General features: G+C 73.8%; 18 protein-coding genes. 14 read left to right on the top strand and 4 right to left on the bottom strand.

Going from position 1 to position 22,333, the window contains the following annotated elements; translation table 11 throughout:
- Window position 1: 1 nt before the first annotated feature.
- The 4 genes from ACFXPX_RS12245 to ACFXPX_RS12230 all read left to right on the top strand — a co-directional run bounded on the left by ACFXPX_RS12245 (window position 2) and on the right by ACFXPX_RS12230 (window position 7,287).
- Window positions 2-3,106 carry a lantibiotic dehydratase gene (locus tag ACFXPX_RS12245; protein ID WP_380640905.1) on the top strand — a complete coding sequence of 1,035 codons (3,105 nt, stop codon included), beginning with the start codon at window positions 2-4 and terminating at the stop codon, window positions 3,104-3,106.
- The gene (locus ACFXPX_RS12240) at window positions 3,103-4,887 is read left to right on the top strand and encodes an ABC transporter ATP-binding protein (protein WP_380640903.1); all 1,785 of its coding nucleotides are present in this window, start codon (window positions 3,103-3,105) and stop codon (window positions 4,885-4,887) included. Before ACFXPX_RS12245 ends, ACFXPX_RS12240 begins: the two co-directional genes overlap by 4 nt.
- Before the next feature lie 98 nt (window positions 4,888-4,985).
- A complete protein-coding gene (locus tag ACFXPX_RS12235) occupies window positions 4,986-5,927 on the top strand; it encodes an LLM class flavin-dependent oxidoreductase (protein WP_380640901.1) in 942 nt (313 codons plus the stop codon).
- Between the two features lie 88 nt (window positions 5,928-6,015).
- Window positions 6,016-7,287: an erythromycin esterase family protein gene (locus tag ACFXPX_RS12230; RefSeq protein ID WP_380524430.1), complete on the top strand. Its 1,272-nt coding sequence runs from the start codon at window positions 6,016-6,018 to the stop codon at window positions 7,285-7,287.
- 106 nt (window positions 7,288-7,393) lie between these two features.
- Here the strand turns inward: ACFXPX_RS12230 and ACFXPX_RS12225 are convergent, their stop codons facing one another.
- Window positions 7,394-7,897, bottom strand: a complete 504-nt coding sequence (locus ACFXPX_RS12225; protein WP_380640900.1) for a hypothetical protein — start codon at window positions 7,895-7,897, stop codon at window positions 7,394-7,396.
- A 248-nt stretch (window positions 7,898-8,145) separates the two neighbouring features.
- Here ACFXPX_RS12225 and ACFXPX_RS12220 point away from each other — a divergent pair, with 248 nt between their 5' ends.
- Both ACFXPX_RS12220 and ACFXPX_RS12215 read left to right on the top strand, forming a co-directional pair.
- Window positions 8,146-9,462 (top strand): sensor histidine kinase, encoded by a 1,317-nt coding sequence (locus tag ACFXPX_RS12220; RefSeq protein WP_380640898.1) that lies wholly within the window; start codon window positions 8,146-8,148, stop codon window positions 9,460-9,462.
- Window positions 9,450-10,130, top strand: coding sequence for a LuxR C-terminal-related transcriptional regulator (locus ACFXPX_RS12215; RefSeq protein WP_375886500.1), 681 nt, complete (start codon window positions 9,450-9,452; stop codon window positions 10,128-10,130). The genes ACFXPX_RS12220 and ACFXPX_RS12215 overlap by 13 nt, the downstream gene beginning before the upstream one ends.
- On the opposite strand, the gene ACFXPX_RS12210 is transcribed toward ACFXPX_RS12215, so the two are convergent.
- Window positions 10,108-11,268 carry a glycosyltransferase family 4 protein gene (locus tag ACFXPX_RS12210; RefSeq protein ID WP_380640896.1) on the bottom strand — a complete coding sequence of 387 codons (1,161 nt, stop codon included), beginning with the start codon at window positions 11,266-11,268 and terminating at the stop codon, window positions 10,108-10,110. The genes ACFXPX_RS12215 and ACFXPX_RS12210 overlap by 23 nt on opposite strands.
- A gap of 36 nt (window positions 11,269-11,304) precedes the next feature.
- Window positions 11,305-12,588, bottom strand: a complete 1,284-nt coding sequence (locus ACFXPX_RS12205) for a hypothetical protein (RefSeq protein ID WP_380640894.1) — start codon at window positions 12,586-12,588, stop codon at window positions 11,305-11,307.
- A 306-nt stretch (window positions 12,589-12,894) separates the two neighbouring features.
- On the opposite strand from ACFXPX_RS12205, the gene ACFXPX_RS12200 reads away from it, so the two are divergent.
- The 8 genes from ACFXPX_RS12200 to ACFXPX_RS12165 all read left to right on the top strand — a co-directional run bounded on the left by ACFXPX_RS12200 (window position 12,895) and on the right by ACFXPX_RS12165 (window position 19,871).
- Window positions 12,895-13,164, top strand: coding sequence for a hypothetical protein (locus tag ACFXPX_RS12200; protein ID WP_375886507.1), 270 nt, complete (start codon window positions 12,895-12,897; stop codon window positions 13,162-13,164).
- A complete protein-coding gene (locus ACFXPX_RS12195) occupies window positions 13,145-13,663 on the top strand; it encodes a DUF6879 family protein (protein ID WP_380640892.1) in 519 nt (172 codons plus the stop codon). Before ACFXPX_RS12200 ends, ACFXPX_RS12195 begins: the two co-directional genes overlap by 20 nt.
- Window positions 13,664-13,677: 14 nt before the next feature.
- A complete protein-coding gene (locus tag ACFXPX_RS12190; protein ID WP_375886512.1) occupies window positions 13,678-14,526 on the top strand; it encodes a helix-turn-helix domain-containing protein in 849 nt (282 codons plus the stop codon).
- 193 nt (window positions 14,527-14,719) lie between these two features.
- Window positions 14,720-14,863: a hypothetical protein gene (locus ACFXPX_RS12185; protein WP_375886513.1), complete on the top strand. Its 144-nt coding sequence runs from the start codon at window positions 14,720-14,722 to the stop codon at window positions 14,861-14,863.
- 3 nt (window positions 14,864-14,866) lie between these two features.
- Window positions 14,867-15,925 carry a methyltransferase domain-containing protein gene (locus tag ACFXPX_RS12180; RefSeq protein ID WP_380640890.1) on the top strand — a complete coding sequence of 353 codons (1,059 nt, stop codon included), beginning with the start codon at window positions 14,867-14,869 and terminating at the stop codon, window positions 15,923-15,925.
- Between the two features lie 309 nt (window positions 15,926-16,234).
- Entirely contained in the window at window positions 16,235-17,161 is a 927-nt protein-coding gene (locus ACFXPX_RS12175) for a Gfo/Idh/MocA family protein (protein WP_380640888.1), read from the top strand.
- A 251-nt stretch (window positions 17,162-17,412) separates the two neighbouring features.
- Window positions 17,413-19,290, top strand: coding sequence for an endonuclease/exonuclease/phosphatase family protein (locus ACFXPX_RS12170; protein ID WP_380591684.1), 1,878 nt, complete (start codon window positions 17,413-17,415; stop codon window positions 19,288-19,290).
- Window positions 19,291-19,364: 74 nt separating this feature from the next.
- The gene (locus ACFXPX_RS12165) at window positions 19,365-19,871 is read left to right on the top strand and encodes a GNAT family N-acetyltransferase (RefSeq protein WP_375886519.1); all 507 of its coding nucleotides are present in this window, start codon (window positions 19,365-19,367) and stop codon (window positions 19,869-19,871) included.
- 32 nt (window positions 19,872-19,903) lie between these two features.
- Here the strand turns inward: ACFXPX_RS12165 and ACFXPX_RS12160 are convergent, their stop codons facing one another.
- Entirely contained in the window at window positions 19,904-22,264 is a 2,361-nt protein-coding gene (locus ACFXPX_RS12160; protein WP_375886521.1) for an ATP-binding cassette domain-containing protein, read from the bottom strand.
- Window positions 22,265-22,333: the final 69 nt, after the last annotated feature.

Genomic DNA, 22,333 nt, shown 5'->3' with positions numbered 1-22,333 from the left:
GGTGTCCCGGTACGTCCCCGCCGACTTCTTCCTGCTGCGCGCGCCCGCGCTGCCGGTCGACGCCTACCACCGGATCACCGCCGACCCGGCCCGCACCCGGGCCGAACTGCTCGCCCTCGCCGAGGACCCGGAGGTCCGCCGGGCGCTGCTGGTGGCCAGCGAGGACCTGGTGGCCGCCCTGGAGCGGCCCGACCGGGCGGACGGGCGCCGCACCCGGCGCCTGCACTCCACGCTGCTGCGCTACCTCACCCGGATGTCCACCCGCCCCACCCCGTTCGGGGCGTTCGCCGGGGTCGCGATGGGTGAGTTCGGCGACCGCACGACCGCCCGGCTGGGCAGCCCGGCGGTCCGCGCCACCCGGGTCCGCAGCGACCTGGAGTGGCTGTTCGCGCTCGTCCACCGGCTGGAGGGCGACCAGGCCCTGCTGCCCCACCTCGACGTGGTCGCCAACTCCACCGCGCACCTCGCCGGGGACCGGATGGTGCTGCCCTTCACCGAGGTGCACGGCGAGCAGGACAAGCGGGCCGTCCGGATCCGGGCCACCGGTCCGGTCCGGCTCGCGCTGGGGACCGCGGCGGCGCCCGTCCCGTACCGGCGGCTGGTCGCGGAACTGGCCGAGGCCTTCCCGGAGGCCGGTGAGGACGCCGTCACCGGTCTGGTCCGCCAGTTGTGGGAGCTCGGCTTCCTCGGCAGCGACCTGCGCCCGCCGCAGACCGAGGCCCGGCCCGACGAGTACCTGCTGAAGAAGGTCGCCGGGCTGCCCGGGGCCGAGGACGTGGCCGAGGGCCTGCGCGCGGTCGTCGACCTGACCCGGACCGCCCACGACGTCGCGGGCCTGCGCGCGCTGGCCGCCGCCCAGACCGCGCTGGTCCCCGAACACCGCGGCCGCACCTACCAGTTGGACGCGGCCCTCGACCTGCGCACACCCACCCTGAACCGTGCCGTCGGCGAAGCCGCCGCCGACGCGGTCGACGTACTGCTGCGGCTGGCCGCCGCCTCCGGCACCGACCACCAGCACCTGGCGCGCTACCGCGAGGAGTTCGTCGAACGCTACGGCGCCGGCGCCCGGGTGCCCGTCCTGGAGGTGCTCGGCGCCGACACCGGCCTGGACGCGCCGCCGCTCTACACCCAGCCCGGCCGCGCCTTCGACCTGCCGCCCACCACCACCCCGCCGGACACCGCCCGGTTCGACGCCGCCCTGCTCGACCTCGCCCAGGAGGCCTGGTGGGAGCGGGCGTTCGAGGTCGAGCTGACCGACGCCAGACTGGACCGGCTCGCCCCGCCCGGCAAGCCCGGCACCGCACCCGTCCTGCCGGTGGTCGACGCCTACCTGAGCATCGAGGCCGCCGACCGGGAGGCGATCGACCGCGGCGAGTGGCGGGCCGTGCTGCGCTCCGACGGGATGGCCCAGGGCGGGCGCACCTTCGGCCGCTTCTTCGACCTGCTCGGGGACGGCGCCGTCGAGCGGCTGCGCGCGTACGCCCGGCGCGAGGAGGCGCTGTTCCCCGACGCCGTGCACGCCGAACTCGCCTTCCAGCCGACCTGGGGCCGCGCCGCCAACGTCGCCGTCCGGCCGCGGATCCGGCCGTACGAGATCCCGGTCAACAGCACCCCGTCGGTGCCGCCGGACCGGGTCGTCCCGCTCGACGACCTGCTGCTCGGCGCCACCGAGGGCCGGCTCTACCTGTGGTCCCGGCGGCTCGGCCGGGAGGTGGTCGTCGCCCAGCACCACATGCTCAGCCCGCTGGTCGCCCCCGACACGGCCCGGTTCCTGCTGGAGGTGTCCTACGACGGGTACGTGCTGCCGGTCGCCTTCGGCTGGGGGCGGCTCGCCCGGGCGCCGTTCCTCCCCCGGGTGGTCCGCGGCCGGGTCGTGCTCCGCCCCGCCCAGTGGCGGCTCACCGCGCCCGACCTCGCCGACCCCGCCGCCTGGCGGGCCCGCTGGAACGTCCCCCGGCACGTCTACCTGGTCGAGGACGACAACCGGCTGCTGCTCGACCTCGACCACCCGCAGACCCTCCCCGAACTGCGCGAGGCGCTCGGACCGGGCGCGGCGCTGACCTTCCAGGAGCTGCTGCCCGTCCACGACCGGCTCTGGCTGACGGACGGGCACGGGCGGCGCCACCACGAGGAGGTCGTCGTCCCGCTGATCGTCCGGGACGCCGCCTCGGCCGCCCGCCACCCGGCCGGCGGCCGGACCACCGCCCCGGTGCCGCGGCACCTGCCCGGCGGCGAGTGGTCGTTCCTCCAGGTGTACGCCGGCCCGGAGCGCCAGGACGAGATCCTCACCGGCCCGCTGCCCGACCTGCTCGCCGAGCTGCGCGCCGAGGGCCTGCTGGACCGCTGGTTCTACCTCCGCTACGCCGACCCCCACCCGCACCTGCGGCTGCGGGTGCGCAGCGCCGACGCGCCGCGCACCCTGGCCCGGCTGCTCGCCTGGGGGCGTGACCTGGCGGGCCGGGGCCTCGCCCGGGACCTCACGGTGGCCTCCTACGCGCCCGAGGTCGCCCGCTACGGCGGCGCCGACTGCTACGACGCCGTCGAGCGGCTCTTCGAGGCCAGCAGCGAGGCCTCGGTCGGGCTGCTCGCCGGCCGCCCCGACCTGCGGCCCGAGCCGCTGCTGGTCGCCGCCGTCGACCTGCTGTACGCCCAGTGGGGCGTCCCGCTGCCGGACCGCGCGGACCTCGCCCCCGGCGGCCGGGCCGACGACGAGGCCGTCCGCCGGTCCTTCCGCGCCGACCGCGACTACCTCTGCGAGCTGCTGCGGCCCTGGCCGCGCCGCCCGCACGAGGAGGGCGCCCGGCACCGGCTGCTGCTCGCCGAGGCCTTCGCCGCCCAGCGGCCCGCCGCCGGTGCGGCCGCGGCGGCGGTCCGCCGGGCCGCCGGGGCCGGGCGGCTGGTCGGCAGCGAGCGGCAGGTGCTCGCCAGCCTCGCGCACCTCCAGGTCAACCGGCTGCTGCCGATCGACCTGGCCCGCGAGGAGCGCGCCTACGGCCTGTGGCGGCACACCCTGCGCGCCGTCCGCGGCCGGCTCGCCGCCGAGGCCGCTGCCGAGCCCCCCGCCGGGAACGGCGGCCGCGGCACCGGACGGGAGGGCGGACGATGACCTGGCTGCGCGTCATCGCGCTGTTCTGGCGACTCAGCCCCGGCAAGGTCACCGGCTACGCGCTCTGCACCGTGCTGAACGCCGCCGTCCCCGGCCTGCAGATCGCGCTCACCGCGCAGGTCGTGCAGAGCGTCGCGGACGCCGTCGGCGGCGTGGCCGGGGCCCGCGACGAAGCCCTGCGGGCCGGCTACCAGCTGCTCGCCCTCGCCGTGGCGGGCCACCTGCTCGGCATCGCCGTCCAGTACCTGGACTCGCTGCTGCGCCTGGAGCTCACCACCAGCATCGGTGAGCAGGTGATGCGCAAGGGCATCACCCTGGACCTCCAGCAGTACGAGGACGCCGACGCGTACGACAAGCTCCAGCGGGCCTTCCAGGAGAGCAACGGCGGCCGCGTCTACCAGCTGTTCGCCGAGATGCTGGAGGCCGCCCGCGAACTGGTCACCCTGCTGTCCGTCAGCGCGGTGCTGTTCGCCTGGAGCCCCTGGGTGGCGCTGGTCATCCTGGCGGCCCCGGTCCCCTCGGTGATCGCCCACATGGCGTTCGGCCACAAGGTCTTCGAGATCGAGTACGCCCGTACGGCCGACCGTCGGCGGCTGTACTACTACCAGTACCTGACCACCACCGACCACTCCTTCAAGGAGGTCCGGCTCTTCCAGCTCGGCCCCTACCTGCTGGACCGCTACCGGGAGCTGGTCCACCGCTTCTTCCGGATCGACCGCGGCGTGGCCCGCCGCCAGTCCGTCACCGTCGGCGGCTTCGGCCTGCTGAGCGTGCTCGCCTCCTCCGGCGCCCTGCTGTGGGCGATCCGGGACGCCGCCGACGGCAGCCGGGTGGGCGAGCTGGCCGGCTACCTCCAGGCCATCGGCACGGTGCAGGTGGCCGCGCACGGACTGCTGCTCGGCGCCGCCGCGCTCTACAAGGACACCCTCTTCCTCGGCAACCTGTTCGGCTTCCTCGACCTCCCGGAACGCCGGATCGCCGGCGGCGACCGGCCCTTCCCGGCCACCCTGCGCGAGGGCATCGAGTTCCGTGACGTCAGCTTCCGCTACCCCGGCACCGACCGGCCCGTCCTGGACCGGCTCAGCTTCCGCATCCCGGCCGGCGCCTGCGTCGCCCTGGTGGGCCAGAACGGCGCCGGCAAGACCACCGTCGTCAAGCTGCTGACCCGGATGTACGAGCCGACCGGCGGCCAGATCCTGATCGACGGCGTCCCGATCGAGGAGTACGACATCGACGGGCTGCAACGGAACATGGGCGTGATCTTCCAGGACTTCATCCGCTACGAGATGAGCGTGCGGCACAACATCGGCTTCGGCCGGGTCGAGTCGCTGGACGACCTCGACCGGGTCCGGCAGGCCGCCGGGTCGGCCGGCGCGGCCCCCGTCGTGGACGCCCTGCCCGGCGGCTACGACACCATGCTCGGCCGGCACTTCGAGGAGGGCCACCAGCTCTCCGGCGGCCAGTGGCAGAAGATCGCCCTGTCCCGGGCGTTCATGCGCCGGGCCCCGATCGTCGTCCTCGACGAACCGACCGCCGCGATCGACGCCGAGGCCGAGGCCGAGATCTTCGGACGGCTGCGCGAGATCGCGGGCGAGTCCACCTCCCTGGTCATCGCCCACCGCTTCTCCACCGTCCGGATCGCCGACCGGATCGTCGTCGTCGCGAACGGCCGGCTGGCGGAGGAGGGCACCCACGACGAACTGCTCCGGGCCGAGGGCGTCTACGCCCGGCTCTTCCGCCTCCAGGCGGCCGGCTACCTCGCCGACAGTGCCCCGCACTGACCGTCCCGTACTGACCGTCCCCGTACTGCCCGCGACGCACCGACTGCCGCCGTGCTGCCCGTCCCGGTTCCGACCGTCCCCGCACCGAAAGCCGACCCGTGCCCATCTCCGTCGTCCTCCCGGTCATGCCCAGCGACCCGGCCCAGCTCGTCCCGTACGCCGAACTCGTGCGGGAGGGCCGGGCGGCGCGGCTGTGGCAGGGCCAGTCACTGCGCCTGGAGACCCACCAGGCCTTCGCCTACCTGGCCGGGCTCGGCCACCGGGTGCCGGTGGGCACCGCCGTCGCGCTGATGCCCCTGCGGCACGAGCTCGACGCCGCCCTCCAGGCCCGCTCGCTGGCCCGGCTGACCGGCCACCGGACCGTCCTCGGCCTCGGGCCGGGCGCCGCCGACTTCGTGGCCGAACTGCGCGGCGCGCCCTACCCGCGCCCCGGCGAGGCGGCCGCCGGGTACCTGCGCACCGTCCGGGCGCTGCTCGCCGGGGCCGCCCACGGCGGACTGCCGGACGAACTCGACCACCCCGGTGTGGAGCTGGGCCTCGGAGTGCTCCGCCCGGCGCTGGCCCGGGTGGCCGGGCGGGAGGCCGACGCGGCCATCACCTGGATGACCCCGCCCGGGTACCTGCGGGACGTCCTCACCCCGGCGCTGGCCCGGGGCGCGGCCGAGGCGGGCCGGCCGGTGCCCAGGCTGGTCTCCGTCGTCCACGCGGCCCTGGACCGCCCGGGGCGCAACCCGTACCGGCTCGCCTACGACGCCGCCCACGCGCACCTGGCCTCGCCGCACTACACCGACATGCTCCGCCGGGCCGGGCTGCGGGTGCACCCGTCCAGCCCCTCGCTGGGCGCCCGGGCCCTGGTCGACTCCGGCACCTTCGTCCACGGCGACGCCGACGCGGTGGCGGCCGGCCTGGCCGCCTACGGCCGGGCCGGGGTCGACGAGGTGGTGGTCAACGTCGCGGGCGTGGCCGTCGCCGAAGGGGCCGGGGCGGCGCTGGCGGACCTCCGGGAGATCCTCGACGCCGTTCGGAGGAAAGACTGTTGACCAGGCGTCAGATCCCGGGCTCCCGTGGTCGGACCCGCCCACTCGTTCGCGTAGGATCGGATGCCGGGGCGGCGCGGAAGGGGCGGACGTGGGCGATGACGTGACGGACTGGCTGGCGGCGAACGCCGTTCCGCTCGACAGCCTGGATGCCGGGGCCCCGGCCGGCGACCTGGCTCCGCTGCGCCGGGTGCTGGGGGAGGCCCGGGTCGTCGGGCTCGGCGAATCCACCCACGGGACGGCCGAGTTCTTCCGGCTCAAGCACCGGCTGCTCGAATTCCTGGTCCGCGAACTCGACTTCGGGGCCCTGGCCATGGAGGCCAGCGCGGCCTCCGCCGGGGCGGTGGACGCCTACGTCCGGTACGGCACCGGCGACCCGGTCACCGCCCTGGACCGGCTGGGCTTCTGGACCTGGAAGACCTACGAAGTGCTCGCCCTGGTCGAATGGTTGCGCGAGCACAACCGGGCGCTGCCCGAGGCCCGGCGGGTGCGCTTCGTCGGCGTCGATCCGCAGCGCAGCGCCGGATCGGCCGAGGAGGTCCACGCCTTCCTCCGGCAGGTGGCGCCCGAGCGGGCCGCCGCCGTGCACCGCACCCTGCGGGCGATCGGCGACAGCACCCCGGCCGGGGACCTCGAAGGCGGCGGTGAACTGCACGCCGGTGCCCGGCAGTTGCTCGACGAACTGGTGGACCGCCGGGAGGACCATGCGGCCCTGGCCGGTGCCGCCGCCACCGACCGGGCGATCGCCCACGCCCGCAACCTGGTCCGGGCCGCCGACCTGGCCCGCCGCCCACCGCTGGGCACCGACGGCAGGACCGAGGAGGGATCGCTCGCCGCCCGGGACCGCCACATGGCCGAGGCCGTCGCCGAACTCCACGACGGCACCGGGCTGCGGACGGCCGTGTGGGCCCACAACAGCCACGTGATGACCGGCCGTTACGCGGCCGGCGTCCCCGCCATGGGCCGCCACCTCCGGGAGCGCTACGGCGACGGCTACTACGCCCTCGGCCTGCTCCTCGGCAAGGGCGCCTTCCGGGCCCGCACCGGCTCCACCCGGGCCCGCCCGCCGCGCCGGCACGGCATCGGCGGCGGCGGACCGAAGTCCGTCGAGGGCCGGCTCGCCGCCGCCCACCGCGACGACCACCTGATCGACCTGCGCGCCGCCCGCGGCGAGCCCGCCGTCGAGGCCTGGTTGGCCGAACGCCACTACCTGCGCAGCTTCGGCGCGGGCGTGCCCCGCTTCAGCTACCGCTTCGAACTGGCGCCGACGGTGCTGGCCGAGGAGTACGACGGCCTCGCCTACGTCCGCCGCTCCACCTGCACGCGGCCCCTGCCACTGCCCCCGGAGCCCGGCAGCCGCTGACCGGTAGCCGCTGACCGGACGCCGCGCGGCACGGACGGTGAGCGGACCACCCCGTACCGCTGCCCCGGCCAGGCCCGGGGCAGCGGTACGGGGTGCGCCCGGCGGATCAGCGCTGGATCTCGACCCGGGCCCGCTCGTCCGGCGTGCCGATGTCCCAGAAGCGGACCGTGCCGCGCGCGCCGCCGTAGGCGCCCGTACCGCCGGTGACGGCCATGTCGAGCGGGGCGCCCGAGCCGTTCGTCCAGAGCGACTGCACCGTCAGCGAGCCGCCCTCGACCTCGATGGTGAGCAGGCAGTGCTTGGTGACCTCCGCGCCGTGGACCTGGACGACCTGGCAGCTTCCGCCCCCGCGGCCGACGGTGCGGCCGTCCTGGACGGTGCCGCCGGAGTAGACGTCCTGGTCGCCCAGGCTCGGCCCGGCCGGGCCGACGTCCACGGTCTCGTACTGGTCGTTCTGGAGCTTGAGTTCGAGCACCTCGACGCGGCCCGGCCGCGGGGCGTCGGCGTCCGCGCTGCCCACGGCGGCGAGGCCGATCGCGGCGGTGGCCAAGGAGGCGGCGACGATCCTCCTGGCCGTCAGGTGCCTGCTGCTGCGTGCGGTGGTGGCCATGGTGGACCCTTTCGTCGAGAACCCTGGTGTGCACTCCCTCGACGCTATGACCTGCGGGCCCGTCCCTTCCAAGACCGATTCCGCTATCACGCCATGCCCTCGCGGGCATGATCGGCAGGGGCGGACCGCGGCCGCACCCGTCCCGGAGGCCCCCGAACCGCCCCCGGACCGCCCCCGAACCGCCGTCGGCCCGTCGCCCGGTAGGGTCGGGCCGCAGGGTTCGTACGCGTCCGGGGAGGGGGAGTGCCGTGAGCGCCGTGCCGGTCACCGTCCGGTCGGTCACCGTCCGGACAGTCACCGTCTGGGCGGAGCTGCGACGGCGGCCGCTGGGCTTCCTGTGGTCGGAGTGGCCGCTGCGCGTCTGGGCGTTCCTGCTGACCGGCACCCTCCAGGGCGCCGCCGTGCTGGTGCTGCTCGCGGTGCTGCTGTTCGTCGGCTTCGGGCTGTCCGTGGTCGGGATCGGCCTGCTGGTGCTGGCCGGGACGGCCGTGCTCGGGGTGCCGCTCGGCGCGCTGGAGCGGCGGCGGCTGCTGCTGGTCGAGCCGGTGCCGCTGGCCGACCCGCACGGTGCGCTGCCCGGCGCGGGGGCGGCCGTCCGGCTGCGGAGCAGGCTCAGGGAGCGGGCCACCTGGCGCGAACTGGCGTACCTGCTGGTCCAGGCCGTGCTGTTCACGGCGAGCGGCCTCGGCTTCGTCGCGCTGTTCGGGTTCTCGCTGCTGCTGTCGGCGGCGCCGGTGTTCGTGTGGGCGGTCAGCCCGGACACCGTGATGCTGATCCCCGGTCAGCCGATCTCGGGGCCGCTCGCGGCCCTGCCCGGCACCGCCGCCGGGCTGCTCGGCCTGGTGCTCTGCGCCTACACCGGGGCCCTGCTGGCCGGTGCGCAGGTGTGGACGGCGCAGCTGCTGCTCGCGGCGCGGGACGAGGACCTGAGCGGCCGGGTCACCGAACTCACCCGCTCCCGCGCCCGGTTGGTGGACGCCTTCGAGGCGGAGCGGCGCCGGATCGAGCGCGACCTGCACGACGGCGCCCAGCAGCAGCTGGTGGCCCTGAGCATGACCCTGGGCCTGGCCGAACTGGAGCTGCGCGGCCGGGAGCCGGCCGCCGCCGAACTCGTCACCCGGGCCCGCGGCGAGGCCCGGCGGGCGCTGGAGCAGCTGCGCACCCTGGTGCGCGGGATCCACCCCCAGGTGCTGACCGACCACGGACTGCCCGCCGCCGTCGCCGAGTTGGCGCTGCGCCACCCCGTCCCGGTCACCGTCGACATCGACCTGCCGCACCGGCTGCCCGGCCCGGTGGAGACCGCCGCGTACTTCACCGTCACCGAGGCGCTGACCAACGCCGCCAAGCACAGCGGCGCCGGCGAGGTCGACGTCGCGGCGCGCCTGGAGGACGGGAAGCTCGTGCTGCTCGTCACCGACAACGGCCGTGGCGGGGCCGATCCCGCCGCCGGCGCCGGCCTCCAGGGGCTGGCCGACCGGGTGGCCATCCTGAGAGGACGACTCATCGTAACCAGCCCCGTCGGCGGACCGACCCGACTGCGCGTGGAGGTCCCGTGCTCCGGGTAGTGCTCGCCGAGGACGCCGTACTGCTGCGGGCCGGCCTGGTGGAGCTGCTCGGCCGGGTCGGGCACCGGGTGGTCGCCGCCGTCGGCGAGGCCGGGGAGCTGGCCCGGGCCGTCGACGCCGAACGGCCCGACGTCGTCATCACCGACGTCCGGATGCCGCCGGACTTCCGCGACGAGGGGCTTCGGGCCGCCGTCGAACTGCGCGCCCGGCACCGGGGGTTGCCCGTCCTGGTGCTCTCCCAGTACGTGGCGACGGCCTACGCGACCCGGCTGTTCGGCGAGGACTCCGCCACCGGGGGCGGCCTCGGCTACCTGCTCAAGGACCGGGTCGGCGAGGTCACCGACTTCATCGACGCGCTGGAGCGGGTGGCGGCCGGGCAGACCGTGCTGGACCCGGAGGTGGTCCGGGTGCTGCTCGGGCAGCGCACCGCCGACGAGCCGTTGAAGCGGCTCACCCCGCGCGAGCGGGAGGTGCTGGGGCTGATGGCGGAGGGGCTCAACAACCAGTCGATCGCCCAGCGGCTGACCGTCACCGAGGCCTCGGTGGTCAAGCACGCCGGCAACATCTTCATGAAGCTGGACGTCGACCCGGTGGAGGGCAACCGGCGGGTGCTGGCGGTGCTGGCGTACCTGCGGGGGCGGCCGGTCATCCCGCCGGCGGGGCGGTGACGGGGCGCAGCTCCGCGCCGGGGGTGAGCAGGTGGGTGAGCCGCTCGGCCGAGGCCTCCCAGGACCACTGGTCGGCCACCCAGCGGCGGCCCCGCCGCCCGAACTCCCGGGCCCGGTCCCGGTCCAGCAGGGCCGCCGCGACGGCGTCGGCCACGGCCGGCACGGACCGGCCGTCCACCACGCTCCCGGTCCGGCCGTCCAGGACGGCGTCGGGCGCGCCGCCGGAGCGGCCGGCCACCACGGGCAGGCCGCCGGCCGCGGCCTCCAGCAGGACGATGCCGAGGCCCTCCGCCTCCAGGCCGGCCCGCCTGGTCCGGCACGGCATGGCGAAGACGTCCGCCGCCGCGTAGTACCGGGCGGTCGCGTCGTGCTCCAGTCCGCCGGCGAACACCACGGCGCCCGGCGCGAGCCGGTCCGCCAGCCCGCGCAGCCGCCGCTCGTCGGGGCCCTGCCCGACCAGCAGCAGGACGGCCTCCGGGACACTCCGGCGGATCAGCGGCAGCGCCCGGATCAGGGCGTCCTGGCCCTTGCGGGGCACCAGCCGGGACACGCAGAGGACCACCGGGGCGTCACCGAGGCCGTACTCGGCGCGGACCGCCCGGCGGTGCTCCGCCGAGGGCCGGAACGTCCCCGCGTCCACACCGGGGACGAGCCGTTCCAGCCGGGCCCGCGGCCCCAGCGCGGGGGCGATCCGGCGGCGGGTGTACTCGCCGAGGTAGGTGACCACGTCCACGTGGTCGCCTATCCGGCGCAGCAGCCGGCGGGCCAGCGGGGCGCGGGCCCACCAGATCTCGTGGCCGTGGGTGGTGGCGACGCTCCGTTCGATCCCGCCGCGGCGCAGCGCGGGCGCCATCGCGGCCAGCGGCGCGGCGGCGCCGAACCAGACCCGGTCGCAGCCGTGGGCGCGGGCGATCTCCAGCGTCCGGCGGGTGACCCGGGCGGTGGGCAGCAGGGTGCGGGCCGGGTCGCGGACCACCGGGAAGGGCAGGGTGGCGTCGTACCGGGCGGCGCCCGGTTCGGCGGAGGTGTGGACGACCACGTCGTGGTCGGGCACGCGGACGGCCATCGCGTGCACGAAGGTCTCGATGCCGCCCTGCCGGGGCGGGAAGTCGTTGGTGACGATCAGGGTGGTGCCCATGGGTGTCGGTGCCTCGTATCCGGGAGGGGTGGTCGGTCAGACGAAGAGGGGGTTCGGGCGGTCGGCGCCGGTCCGCGGGGCCGGGGCGGAGGCGGGAACCGGGCGAGCCCCGGGCACGACGCGGGCCCAGAGCGCCAGCACGACGGGCAGCGCCAGGTAGCCGAAGCGGCCGGCCGGGGCCAGCAGGAAGGCGGCGCCCAGGCCCAGGGCCAGCCGGTCGGCGGCGGCGACCAGAGAGCGGGGCGGCCGGCGCACCAGGGAGACGGCGACGGCCAGGCCGGCGGCCAGCAGCAGGGCGAGCGCCGCCCACCAGCCGGCCGGGCCGAGGTCGGCGAGCAGTTTCCCCGGCAGCGGGCTGGCGGCCTCGGTGCGCAACTCGCCGCGGCCGAGCGGGAAGGCCAGCACCTGGGCGACCATCGGTCCGGGGGCGAGCAGGGCGGCGGGCAGAGCCAGGGCGGCGGTGCCGAGCAGCGCCGTGCCGCAGCCGCAGGCGGCGGCCCGCCGGCCGGCCGTGGCGGCCAGCAGGGCGACGGCGACGGCCACCGCGGGCCAGGCCGTCCACTTGAGCGCACAGGCCGCGGCCAGCGCCAGCCCGGTGGCGGCCGGGCGGCCCGCCGAGGCCAGCGCGAGGGCCAGGCAGAGCAGGCCGGTCAGCGGGAGGTCGACACCGCTGACCGCGAGCGGCAGCGCCACGACCGGCGAGGCGACCAGGGCCGCGAGGGCCGGGAGGGCCGCCCCGGCCGGTACCGGGCCCCGGTTCCGTCCGGTGCCCGTTCCGTCCTCCGGCGCGGCGGCGCGCAGCACCCGGTGGGCGAGCCACAGGCCGCCGAGGAACACGGCGGCGCACCACAGCCGGGGATCGCCCGCCAGCCGGGCCGGCAGGCCGTCGGCGCCGAGCACCGCGCGCGGCACGCCCAGCAGGGCCATCGCCGGCAGGTAGGGCGTCACCTCGGCCACCGTGCGCGGCTCGTCGAGGTACGGGGAGCCCTGGTGCAGCAGCAGCGAGCCGGACCGTTCGATCACCCCGACCTCGCTCTGCCCGGCCCCGGAGAGCACCAGGAGCAGCAGCGGCAGAACGACCGCCCCGGCCAGGGCCAGCGCGGTCGAGCGGGCCGGGGCGTCCCGCCGTGCGGGCAGCAGGACGGCGACCGCCGCGACGAGGTAGCCGACCGCGGCGACGGCGCCCCAGGTCCGGTGCGGCCCGAGCGGCGAGACGAGGGGGAACACGGCGGCCCAGGCGGCGCAGGCGAGCCAACCGGCGCACCAGTACCACCTGCGCCCGTCCGCTCCGGGAGCCCGGCGGGGCTGGTGAGTGAGCACCTCACCATTGCAGCCGCGGCGGGCGGGTGACGTCATGACAGCCAGGTCGAGGAACGGTGGTCGGGTTTCCCCTACCGTCCCGGCCCCACCGACCGGCCCCGCCGAGCCCCACCCCACCCTCCCGACCCCGGCCGGGATCGTGCCCGAACCGCCGTACGACGGACCGCGTAGGGTGGCGGAACCATGACCCCTCGGATACCTACCTGGATTCCCTGAGTGTTGATCAGGATCTGATTCGCCTGACAGGGGCACGGCTGATCAGCATCCTTGGAACCACGGAGAACCTGATCGACGGTGGAGGGCGGCATGGCTCTGGAGTTCCTCGGGATCTACCCGAACACCCCGGATGACGGCTCCCCGACCATTTGGCGGGAGACGGAGACGGGGGACCTGCTCATCCAGTCCTACAAGGCCAGCGCCGAGGACATCGCGGCTGCGCAGGAGGTCGGTTCGATCCCCGGCCACACCACGGACATCCCGGACCACGAGTTCATGATCCGGCTGCCTGCCAACATGATCCAGTTCATCCCCCGACCCGAGGACGAGGACAACAGCGGTGGCAACAGCGGTTCGTGAGCAGTTGGCGAAGGCCGAGCACTCTGCGGTGCACCTGGAGATGCGGGACAGCTACATGCTGGACGATCCCGAGTTCATCGCCTGGCAGCAGGGCAAGCGGCTCGACCCGGCCGACCAGGAGTCGTGGTGGCGGTCGTGGCTGGACGTGGTGACCGAGGTGACGGGAAGGGGTGTCTCCATGCGCCGCCTGCGGGTGGTCTCGGAGCCCGTCACCGACTACATCCGGTACGAGTACGACGTGACGTTCCCCAACGTCGCTGCGGGTGAAGAGGTTCGGTGGCTGCCCCGCTCCCGTACGGGTGACCTCCTGCTCCCCGGCCTGGACGGGTGGGTCATGGACGGCCGGGTGGTGATCCTGCACCACTTCACCGGCGAAGGTCAGTGGGCCCCGGCCAAGATGGAGGTCCGCGAGGACGCCGAACTGGCCGCCCGGTACCTGGCGGCCTACGAAGCAGCTTGGGAGAGGGCCATCCCGCACGCGGAGTTCCACCCCGCCTGATCGGTACTGAGCACATGGCCGATTCGGCATCCTCGAGTGTCCAGCGTGCCCGCCAAGGTCTTGCGGATCAGCTCCGCGAGATACAGCGGGACGCCGGGCTCAGCGGGCGCGACCTGGCCGCCGCTTGCGGCTGGTACCCGTCCAAGGTAAGCCGCTTGTTGAACGCCCGCACCCCGCCGTCAGAGGACGACATCCGGGCCTGGTGCGAGGCGTGCGGTGTGCCCGAGCGAGCGGCTGACCTGGTTGCCAAGCTTCGAGCCGTGGCGGGCATGTTCGTGGAGTGGCGTCGGATGGAGCGGGCCGGGCTCAAGCAAGCCCAGGAGGCCCGCCGTCCGCTGTACGAGCGCACGCACCGGTTCCGGTCGTACTCGTCGTGGCTGATCCCCGGGCTGATCCAGACACCTGGGTACACGGAGGCAGCTCTCCGAGCCATCCAGCAGCGCCGCGGTCTGGTGGACGACGTAGCCGCTGCCGTGGCCTCCCGTATGGAGCGCCAGCGGGTCGTCCGCGAGGGAGGCCGCCGGTTCGCGTTCCTGGTGGAGGAGTCGGTGCTCCGCTCCGGCATCGGCGGTGCCGCCGTGATGCGCGGCCAGCTCCACCACCTGGCGACCGTGGGGTCACTTCCCAATGTCAGCATGGGAATCGTGCCGATGCGACCGGATCGGGTGCGGTGGCCGGCTGAGGGGTTCTGGATCTTCGATACCGCCCAGGTGAACGTGGAGCTCATCTCCGGCTACCTGACGATCACACAGCCCTCGGAGGTCGCGATGTACGCCGAGACCTTCGCCGAGTTGTCCGACCTGGCCGTCTACGGCCCAGCTGCGCAGGAGCTGATCGGCGCGGCGGCTGGGCTGCTCGGTTGACCTGCACCGACTCGCGTGGAATCCCGTAGAACTTCATGGCGACGGACTCCGGTCACTCCGTACCTTCCTGCTGACGGACCAGCAGATCTGAGGAGCCGGAGGCGAACCCCCAGGGCGGAAGGAACTCAAGAACGGCGCATCACCCGCCCCGGGCAAGCAGGCCGGGCTCAACCAGCATGACGGAGGTACTGACATGGGCAAGCGCGGAAGCGGCTCGGGCGACGGCAAGGGCGGCAAGCAGCAGGACGACAGCAACAAGGGCTCCGGCCACGGCGGGGGCGGCTCGGACGAGGGGGGCAACACCTCCGACGGCCAGAACCCGGCGGGCGGTAAGTAGACAGTGAGCGAGACGCACAAGGAGGCGGGCCCTCAGGGGCTCGCCTCCGCGCTGGTGGCCAGCGGCGCACTTTCATCGGACTGGCTTCCCTCCTTCACCGCCGTAAAGCGCGAGTTGTTCGTCCCGGACCGCATCTGGCCGGGCATCTCCGACGGCACGAAGCAGAACGCCCTCGTGGACCGCTCCAAGGACCCGGAGGTGTGGGAGCGGGCGGTCTACTCGGACATCCCGCTCACTACCCAGTGGGACGACGGCGAGCATGAGGGTGACGGGCTCGGGACGACCCCGAGTTCGTCCAACTCCATGCCCACGATGGTGGTCTCGATGCTCCGGGACCTGGACGTGCAGCCGGGGGACAGGGTGCTGGAGATCGGCACCGGCACCGGCTGGAACGCCGGGCTTCTCGCGGACCGCCTGGGGAGTTCCCACGTGGTCACGGTGGAGGTCGACCCCGAGGTGGCGAAGGGGGCCCAGGAGAACCTGCACCGGGCCGGGCTCTCGCCGACCGTGATCGTCGGCGATGGCCGGGACGGGTGGGCAGGGGGCGGGGACTACACCCGGATCATCGCCACCTGCTCCGTGCTGGAGATCCCTCCGGCGTGGCTGGAGCAGTCGGCCCCGGGCGGGGTGATCGTCGCCCCCTTCGGCACCGAGTACGGCGGCGAGCAGATCGTCCGCCTGGTCGTGAACGAGGACGGGACGGAGGCCCGCGGGAACTTCGTCGGAGGGTCGGCCTTCATGAGGCTCCGTCAACAGCGCACCGAAAGGCCGTTGTTCGAGGAGTACCTTCACGGGGTCGAGTGGCCGGCGGACGGCGTGAAGAGCATGACCACGCTGTCCCCGCGGGACACCGGCGACTGGTTCCAACTGTTCGTCATCGGGCTCGGGGTCCCGCGCGCGTTCTGGCGGGCCGAGCGCATGGAGAACGGCGCGTACACGCTGTGGCTGTACAGCCGGGACAAGCAGTCGTGGGCGTCCGCCGACTACGCGAAGGGCCGCACGGAGTACGAGGTGTACCAGTCCGGTCCGCGCAAGCTGTGGGACGAGGTGGAAGCCGCGTAACGCTGGTGGGACGAGCGGGGCCGTCCCGGCTTCGAGCGCTTCGGCCTGACGGTCACCGCCAAGGGCCACACGGCGTGGCTCGACTCCCCGGCCAACCCGGTGCCGCAGCCGTGCCGGCCCTCCCGGCGGCCTGACCGTCCCTGAACCGCCCCGTCCGTGCGTCGATCCCCCAGGGCGCGCGGGCGGGGCTCAGCCGTTCCTGCGGTAGGACCTAGGTCCCGGGGCCGGCGGGGGCGGAGGTCCTGTCGATCGGAGCTCGGCACGTAGGGTGGGCGTGCCGATGATCGTCCACACACCACGGGAGATCCCATGAGTCAGACACCGGCCTCCGCCGCCCTGCTACCGGTCGGGGTGATCGGCCTCGGCGACATCGCGCAGAAGGCATATCTGCCGGTCCTCGGGGCTCTGCCCGGTCTTGACCTTCGGCTGATGACCCGTAACCGTGCGAAGCTCGACGGTCTCGGAGACGCCTACCGGATCGACCCGGCGGCTCGCTTCACCGATCTTGGCGAACTCATCGGCAGCGGCATCCGAGCCGCCTTCGTGCACGCCGCCACGGACCAGCATGTCCCCATCGTGGAGCAGCTGCTCACAGCGGGTGTCGACGTCTACGTGGACAAGCCGCTCGACTATCACGTGGACGGAGCCCGTCGCCTGACCGACCTGGCCGAGAGGCTGGGCCGCTCGCTGATGGTCGGCTTCAACCGCCGGTACGCCCCCGCGTACGTGCAGGCCAGGGAGCGTCCCCGCGACCTCATCGTGTTCCAGAAGAACCGAGAGGGTCTTGCCGAAGAGGCTCGCTCACTGGTTTTCGACGATTTCATTCACCTTGTCGATCTTCTCCGCTTCCTGGTCCCCGGCGAGATCGAGCAGGTGGACGTCCGGGCCCGCAAGGACCGCGAGGGCCTGGTGGAGCACGTGGTGCTGACGCTCGGCGGGGCGGGCTTCACCGCACTCGGCATCATGAACCGGGTCTCCGGCTCGACCGAGGAGGTGCTGGAGGTCTCCGGCGGCGACTCCAAGCGCGAGGTGCGCAACCTCGCCGAGGTCATCGACCACCGGGGCCAGCCCACCGTCCGGCGGCGCGGCGACTGGGTGCCGGTGGCCCGTCAGCGCGGGATCGAGCAGTGCGTGCTGGGCTTCCTGGACGCCGTCCGGGCCGGGAAGACCCTGGACGCCCACGACGCGCTGCGCACCCATGAGTTGTGCGAGCTGATCGTGGAACGGATCGGGTAAAGCCGGGCAAAGGCACGGTCAAACTGGGGAATTGCTGGGCGGCTGCTGGAAGGAGCCTGGGAAAGAGCCGAATCGACGCTTCCGCACGTCACCGGGCCGGAACCGACAGTTCATTGACGAGGTCTTGTCGGGGCATTTTCTACGCGCGTATCTTGAGGGCGCCGCGGGGGAACGGGAGCCGTCCCCCGCTCTCTCCCGACCTTCCTTCTACGCGAGTAGCGTCCGCTGCCCGAGCTAGGAGCCATGCCCCGGTGACCACCGCCTCCGCCCCCCGCCCCCGCAGAGCCGCCCTGTTGCGCGCCGCCGTCGCCCCGGCCGCACTCGCCGTCTCGCTGGTGCTCGTCCCGCTGCCGTCCGCCGTCGCCGCCGGTGCGGCCGCCGCCCCGCCCGCGCCCACCGAGGCCGGTCCGCTGCGGATCCACGACATCCAGGGCACCACCCGGGTCTCCCCGCAGGCCGGAAAGCCGGTCACCGGCGTGCCCGGAATCGTCACCGGTGTGCGCGCGTACGGCAGTTCCAAGGGATTCTGGCTGCAGGACCCGAACCCGGACGCCGACCCGGCCACCAGCGAGGGCATCTTCGTCTTCACCGGCGGAAACCCGACCGTGAAGGTCGGCGACTCGGTGCTGGTCAGCGGAAAGGTCACCGAGTACTACCCGAACTCCTCGGGCGGCTCGCAGTCCGTCACCGAGCTCACCGGCCCCGCCGTCACGGTGCTCTCGGCCGGCAACCCGCTGCCCGCCCCCGTGGTGGTGGACACCCGCAACATCCCCGGCACCTACGCCCCGCCGGCCGGGCCCGACGGCAGCATCGACGCCGGTCGGCTCGACCCGGAGAAGTACGCCCTGGACTTCTACGAGTCGCTGGAGGGCATGCTCGTCCAGGTCAAGGACGTCCGGGTGATACAGGCGACCGACAAGTACAACGAGCTCTGGGTCGCCGCCGACCGCCAGGACCAGCGCAGCAAGCGCGGCGGCGTGCTCTACGAGTCCTACCGCGAGCCCAACGTCGGCCGCCTGATGGTGCAGCAGCAGGCCGCCGTCACCCAGCAGCCCTTCCCGGTCGCCAACGTCGGCGACGAGCTGACCGGCACCACCACCGGCCCGCTGGACTACAACTCCTTCGGCGGCTACACCCTGGTGGCCGGCACCCTCGGCACCCTCAAGGACAACCACCTCCAGCGCGAGGTCACCCCGCAGGCGAGCGAGCGCGAACTCACCGTCGCCACCTACAACGTGGAGAACCTGGCCGCCACCAACCCGGACGCCAAGTTCGCCGAGCTGGCCCAGGGCATCGTCACCAACCTGCGCTCGCCCGACATCGTCGCCCTGGAGGAGATCCAGGACAACAACGGCGCCAAGAGCGACGGCACCGTCGACGCGAGCCAGACCGTCGCCAAGTTCCTCGCCGCGATCAAGGCGGCCGGCGGCCCCGCCTACGACTGGCGCTCGGTCGACCCCCAGGACGGCAAGGACGGCGGCGAGCCCGGCGGCAACATCCGCCAGGTCTTCCTGTTCAACCCCCAGCGGGTCTCCTTCACCGACATCCCCGGCGGCAGCGCCACCGCCGCCGTCGGCGTCACCGGCAGCGGCGCCGCCACCGCGCTCACCGCCTCGCCCGGCCGGATCGCGCCCACCGACGACGCCTGGACCAACAGCCGCAAGCCGCTGGTCGGCCAGTTCGCGTTCCGCGGCCAGAAGGTCTTCGTGATCGCCAACCACTTCAACAGCAAGGGCGGCGATCAGGGCATCGACAGCCGCTTCCAGGCCCCGACCCGCAGCTCCGAGGTGCAGCGGGTCAAGCAGGCCACCGTCGAGCAGGCCTTCGTCGCCGGGCTGCTGGCCGCCGACAAGCAGGCCAGGATCGTCTCGCTCGGCGACTTCAACGACTACCAGTTCTCGCCCGCGCTGGCCGCGCTCACCAAGGGCGGCGTGCTGCGCGACCTGGTGAACGAGCTGCCGGAGACCGAGCAGTACTCCTACGTCTACCAGGGCAACTCCCAGGTGCTCGACCACGTCCTGGTCAGCCCCGAACTCGGCTACGCCAAGTACGACGTGGTGCACATCAACGCCGAGTTCGCCCAGCAGGCCAGCGACCACGACCCGCAGGTGGTCCGCCTCAAGCCGTGACCTGAGCTGCGGTTATCCTGCCTCCGTCGTCGGCGACCGCCGACGGCGGAGGCTTTTCGCCGACAGGGGACGACGTGCAGTACCGGATCGAACGGATCGGCCGCGACGACTGGGAGCGGCTGCGCACCATCCGGCTGGCCCAGCTCCTCGACACCCCGCTGGCGTTCGGCGAGACCCACGCGTACGCGCAGCTCCAGGGCGAGGGCAACTGGCGGGCCCGTACGGACTGGCTGAACGAGCCCGGCCGGATCGGCCTGGTCGCCGTGGACGGCGACGACCGGTGGGTCGCCACCATGCTCTCGATCCCCAGCCGCAAGACCGCGACCGTCGACCTGATCGGCGTCTGGGTCGACCCGGCGCACCGCGGCCGCGAGCGCGGCGTCGCCGACGCCCTGCTGGACGCGGTGATCGCCTGGGCGCGGGAGGGCGGCGCCGAGTGGATGCTGCTCGGCGTCCACGAGGCGAACGACCGCGCCGCCGCCTTCTACCGGCGGCGCGGCTTCACCTGCACGGGCGGCGAGACGCCGTACGTGCTGGACGAGCGGGCCCGGATCCTGGAGATGGTCCTCCCGCTCGGGTAGCGGGCGCCCCGGCGGTTCACCTCATGGACGTCTCACTTCACGTACTCCGCGAGGTGCTCGCCGGTCAGTGTCGAGCGGGCCGCGACCAGCTCGGCCGGGGTGCCCTCGAAGACCACCCGGCCGCCGTCGTGCCCGGCGCCCGGCCCGAGGTCGATGATCCAGTCGGCGTGCGCCATCACCGCCAGGTGGTGCTCGATCACGATCACCGACTTGCCGGAGTCCACCAGCCGGTCCAGCAGGCCGAGGAGCTGCTCGACGTCCGCCAGGTGCAGCCCGGTGGTCGGCTCGTCCAGGACGTAGACCCCGCCCTTGTCCGCCATGTGGGTGGCCAGCTTCAACCGCTGCCGCTCACCGCCGGACAGCGTGGTCAGCGGCTGCCCGAGGCTGAGGTAGCCCAGGCCGACGTCGGCGAGCCGCTCCAGGATCCGGTGCGCGGCCGGCAGCTTCGCCTCGCCGTCGCCGAAGAACGCCTCCGCCTCGCCCACCGACATCGCCAGCACCTCGCTGATGTCCCGGCCGCCCAGCCGGTACTCCAGCACCGAGGCCTGGTAGCGCTTGCCCTCGCAGTCCTCGCAGGTGGTGGCCACCCCGGCCATCATCGCCAGGTCGGTGTAGACCACGCCGGCGCCGTTGCAGGTCGGGCAGGCGCCCTCCGAGTTGGCGCTGAACAGGGCCGGCTTCACCCCGTTCGCCTTGGCGAAGGCCTTGCGGATCGGCTCCAGCAGCCCGGTGTACGTCGCCGGGTTGCTGCGCCGGGAGCCCTTGATCGCCCCCTGGTCGACCGAGACCACGCCCTCGCTCGGCGGGATCGAGCCGTGGATCAGCGAACTCTTCCCCGAGCCCGCCACCCCGGTGACCACGGTCAGCACCCCGAGCGGGACGTCCACGTCCACGTCCCGCAGGTTGTGGCTGTCCGCGCCGCGGATCGCCAGTGAGCCGGTGGGCTTGCGCACCTCCGCCCGCAGCGCCGTCCGGTCCGCCAGGTGCCGGCCGGTGACGGTGCCGCTCTTCCGCAGCCCGGCCACGCTGCCCTCGAAGCACACCGTGCCGCCCGCCGCGCCCGCCCCGGGACCGAGGTCCACCACGTGGTCGGCGATCGCGATGGTCTGCGGCTTGTGCTCCACCACCAGCACCGTGTTGCCCTTGTCCCGCAGCCGCAGCAGCAGGTCGTTCATCCGGCTGATGTCGTGCGGGTGCAGCCCGGTGGTGGGCTCGTCGAAGACGTACGTGGTGTCGGTGAGCGAGGAGCCCAGGTGGCGGATCATCTTCACCCGCTGCGCCTCGCCGCCCGACAGGGTGCCGGAGGGGCGGTCCAGCGAGAGGTAGCCGAGGCCGATCTCCACGAAGGCGTCCAGCGCCTGCCGCAGCGCGTCGAGCAGGGGCGCCACCGAGGGCTCGTCCAGTGCCCGGGCCCAGTCCGCGAGGTCGCTGATCTGCATCGCGCAGGCGTCGGCGATGCTGACACCGCCGATCTTCGAGGACCGGGCGGCCTCGCTCAGCCGGGTGCCCCCGCACTCCGGGCAGGAGGTGAAGGTGACGGCGCGCTCCACGAAGGCCCGGATGTGCGGCTGCAGCGCCTCCTTGTCCTTGGACAGCATGGACTTCTGGAGCTTGGGGATCAGGCCCTCGTAGGTCAGGTTGACCCCGTTGACCTTGACCTTGGTGGGCTCCCGGTGGAGGAAGTCCTGGAGCTCCTTCTTGGTGTACCTGCGGATCGGCTTGTCCGCGTCCAGGAAGCCCGAGTTGGCGTACACCCCGACCGTCCACCAGCTGTCCGGCTTCCAGCCGGGGATCAGGATCGCGCCCTCGGCGAGCGACTTGGTGTCGTCGTACAGCTGGGTGAGGTCGATGTCGGTGACGCTGCCCCGGCCCTCGCAGCGCGGGCACATGCCGCCGGTGATGCTGAAACTGCGCCGCTCCTTGACCGTCCTGCCGCCGCGCTCCACCGTCACCGCGCCGGCGCCGCTGATCGACGGGACGTTGAAGGAGAAGGCCTTGGGGGAGCCGATGTGCGGGGTGCCCAGCCGGCTGAACAGGATCCGCAGCATCGCGTTGGCGTCGGTCGCGGTGCCGACGGTGGAGCGCGGGTCGGCGCCCATCCGCTGCTGGTCGACCAGGATCGCGGTGGTCAGGCCCTCCAGGACGTCCACCTCGGGGCGGGCCAGAGTCGGCATGAAGCCCTGGACGAAGGCGCTGTAGGTCTCGTTGATCAGCCGCTGCGACTCGGCGGCGATGGTGTCGAAGACCAGCGAGCTCTTGCCGGAGCCGGACACCCCGGTGAACACCGTCAGGCGGCGCTTGGGGATGTCGACGCTGACGTCCTTGAGGTTGTTCTCGCGTGCCCCGTGCACGCGGATCAGGTCGTGGCTGTCGGCGGCGTGCGGCTCGGCCATCGTGGTCTTCGCTCCGTGTCTCGGTGGCTTCTCGGCGGTACTTCGGTGGGTCTTCGGTGGGGCGTCGGT

It is taken from the genome of Kitasatospora sp. NPDC059146 (assembly GCF_042786665.1).
Lineage (GTDB): Bacteria > Actinomycetota > Actinomycetes > Streptomycetales > Streptomycetaceae > Kitasatospora.
This window is presented reverse-complemented; position numbering and strand designations above follow the sequence as displayed.

What these genes read in the sequence shown, in the direction of transcription:
- ACFXPX_RS12240 (WP_380640903.1), top strand. Translation starts at nt 3,103, where the DNA reads ATGACCTGGCTGCGCGTCATCGCGCTGTTCTGGCGACTCAGCCCCGGC.
- ACFXPX_RS12225 (WP_380640900.1), bottom strand. Translation starts at nt 7,897, where the DNA reads ATGGCCACCACCGCACGCAGCAGCAGGCACCTGACGGCCAGGAGGATC.
- ACFXPX_RS12210 (WP_380640896.1), bottom strand. Translation starts at nt 11,268, where the DNA reads ATGGGCACCACCCTGATCGTCACCAACGACTTCCCGCCCCGGCAGGGC.
- ACFXPX_RS12200 (WP_375886507.1), top strand. Translation starts at nt 12,895, where the DNA reads ATGGCTCTGGAGTTCCTCGGGATCTACCCGAACACCCCGGATGACGGC.
- ACFXPX_RS12190 (WP_375886512.1), top strand. Translation starts at nt 13,678, where the DNA reads ATGGCCGATTCGGCATCCTCGAGTGTCCAGCGTGCCCGCCAAGGTCTT.
- ACFXPX_RS12185 (WP_375886513.1), top strand. Translation starts at nt 14,720, where the DNA reads ATGGGCAAGCGCGGAAGCGGCTCGGGCGACGGCAAGGGCGGCAAGCAG.
- ACFXPX_RS12175 (WP_380640888.1), top strand. Translation starts at nt 16,235, where the DNA reads ATGAGTCAGACACCGGCCTCCGCCGCCCTGCTACCGGTCGGGGTGATC.
- ACFXPX_RS12160 (WP_375886521.1), bottom strand. Translation starts at nt 22,264, where the DNA reads ATGGCCGAGCCGCACGCCGCCGACAGCCACGACCTGATCCGCGTGCAC.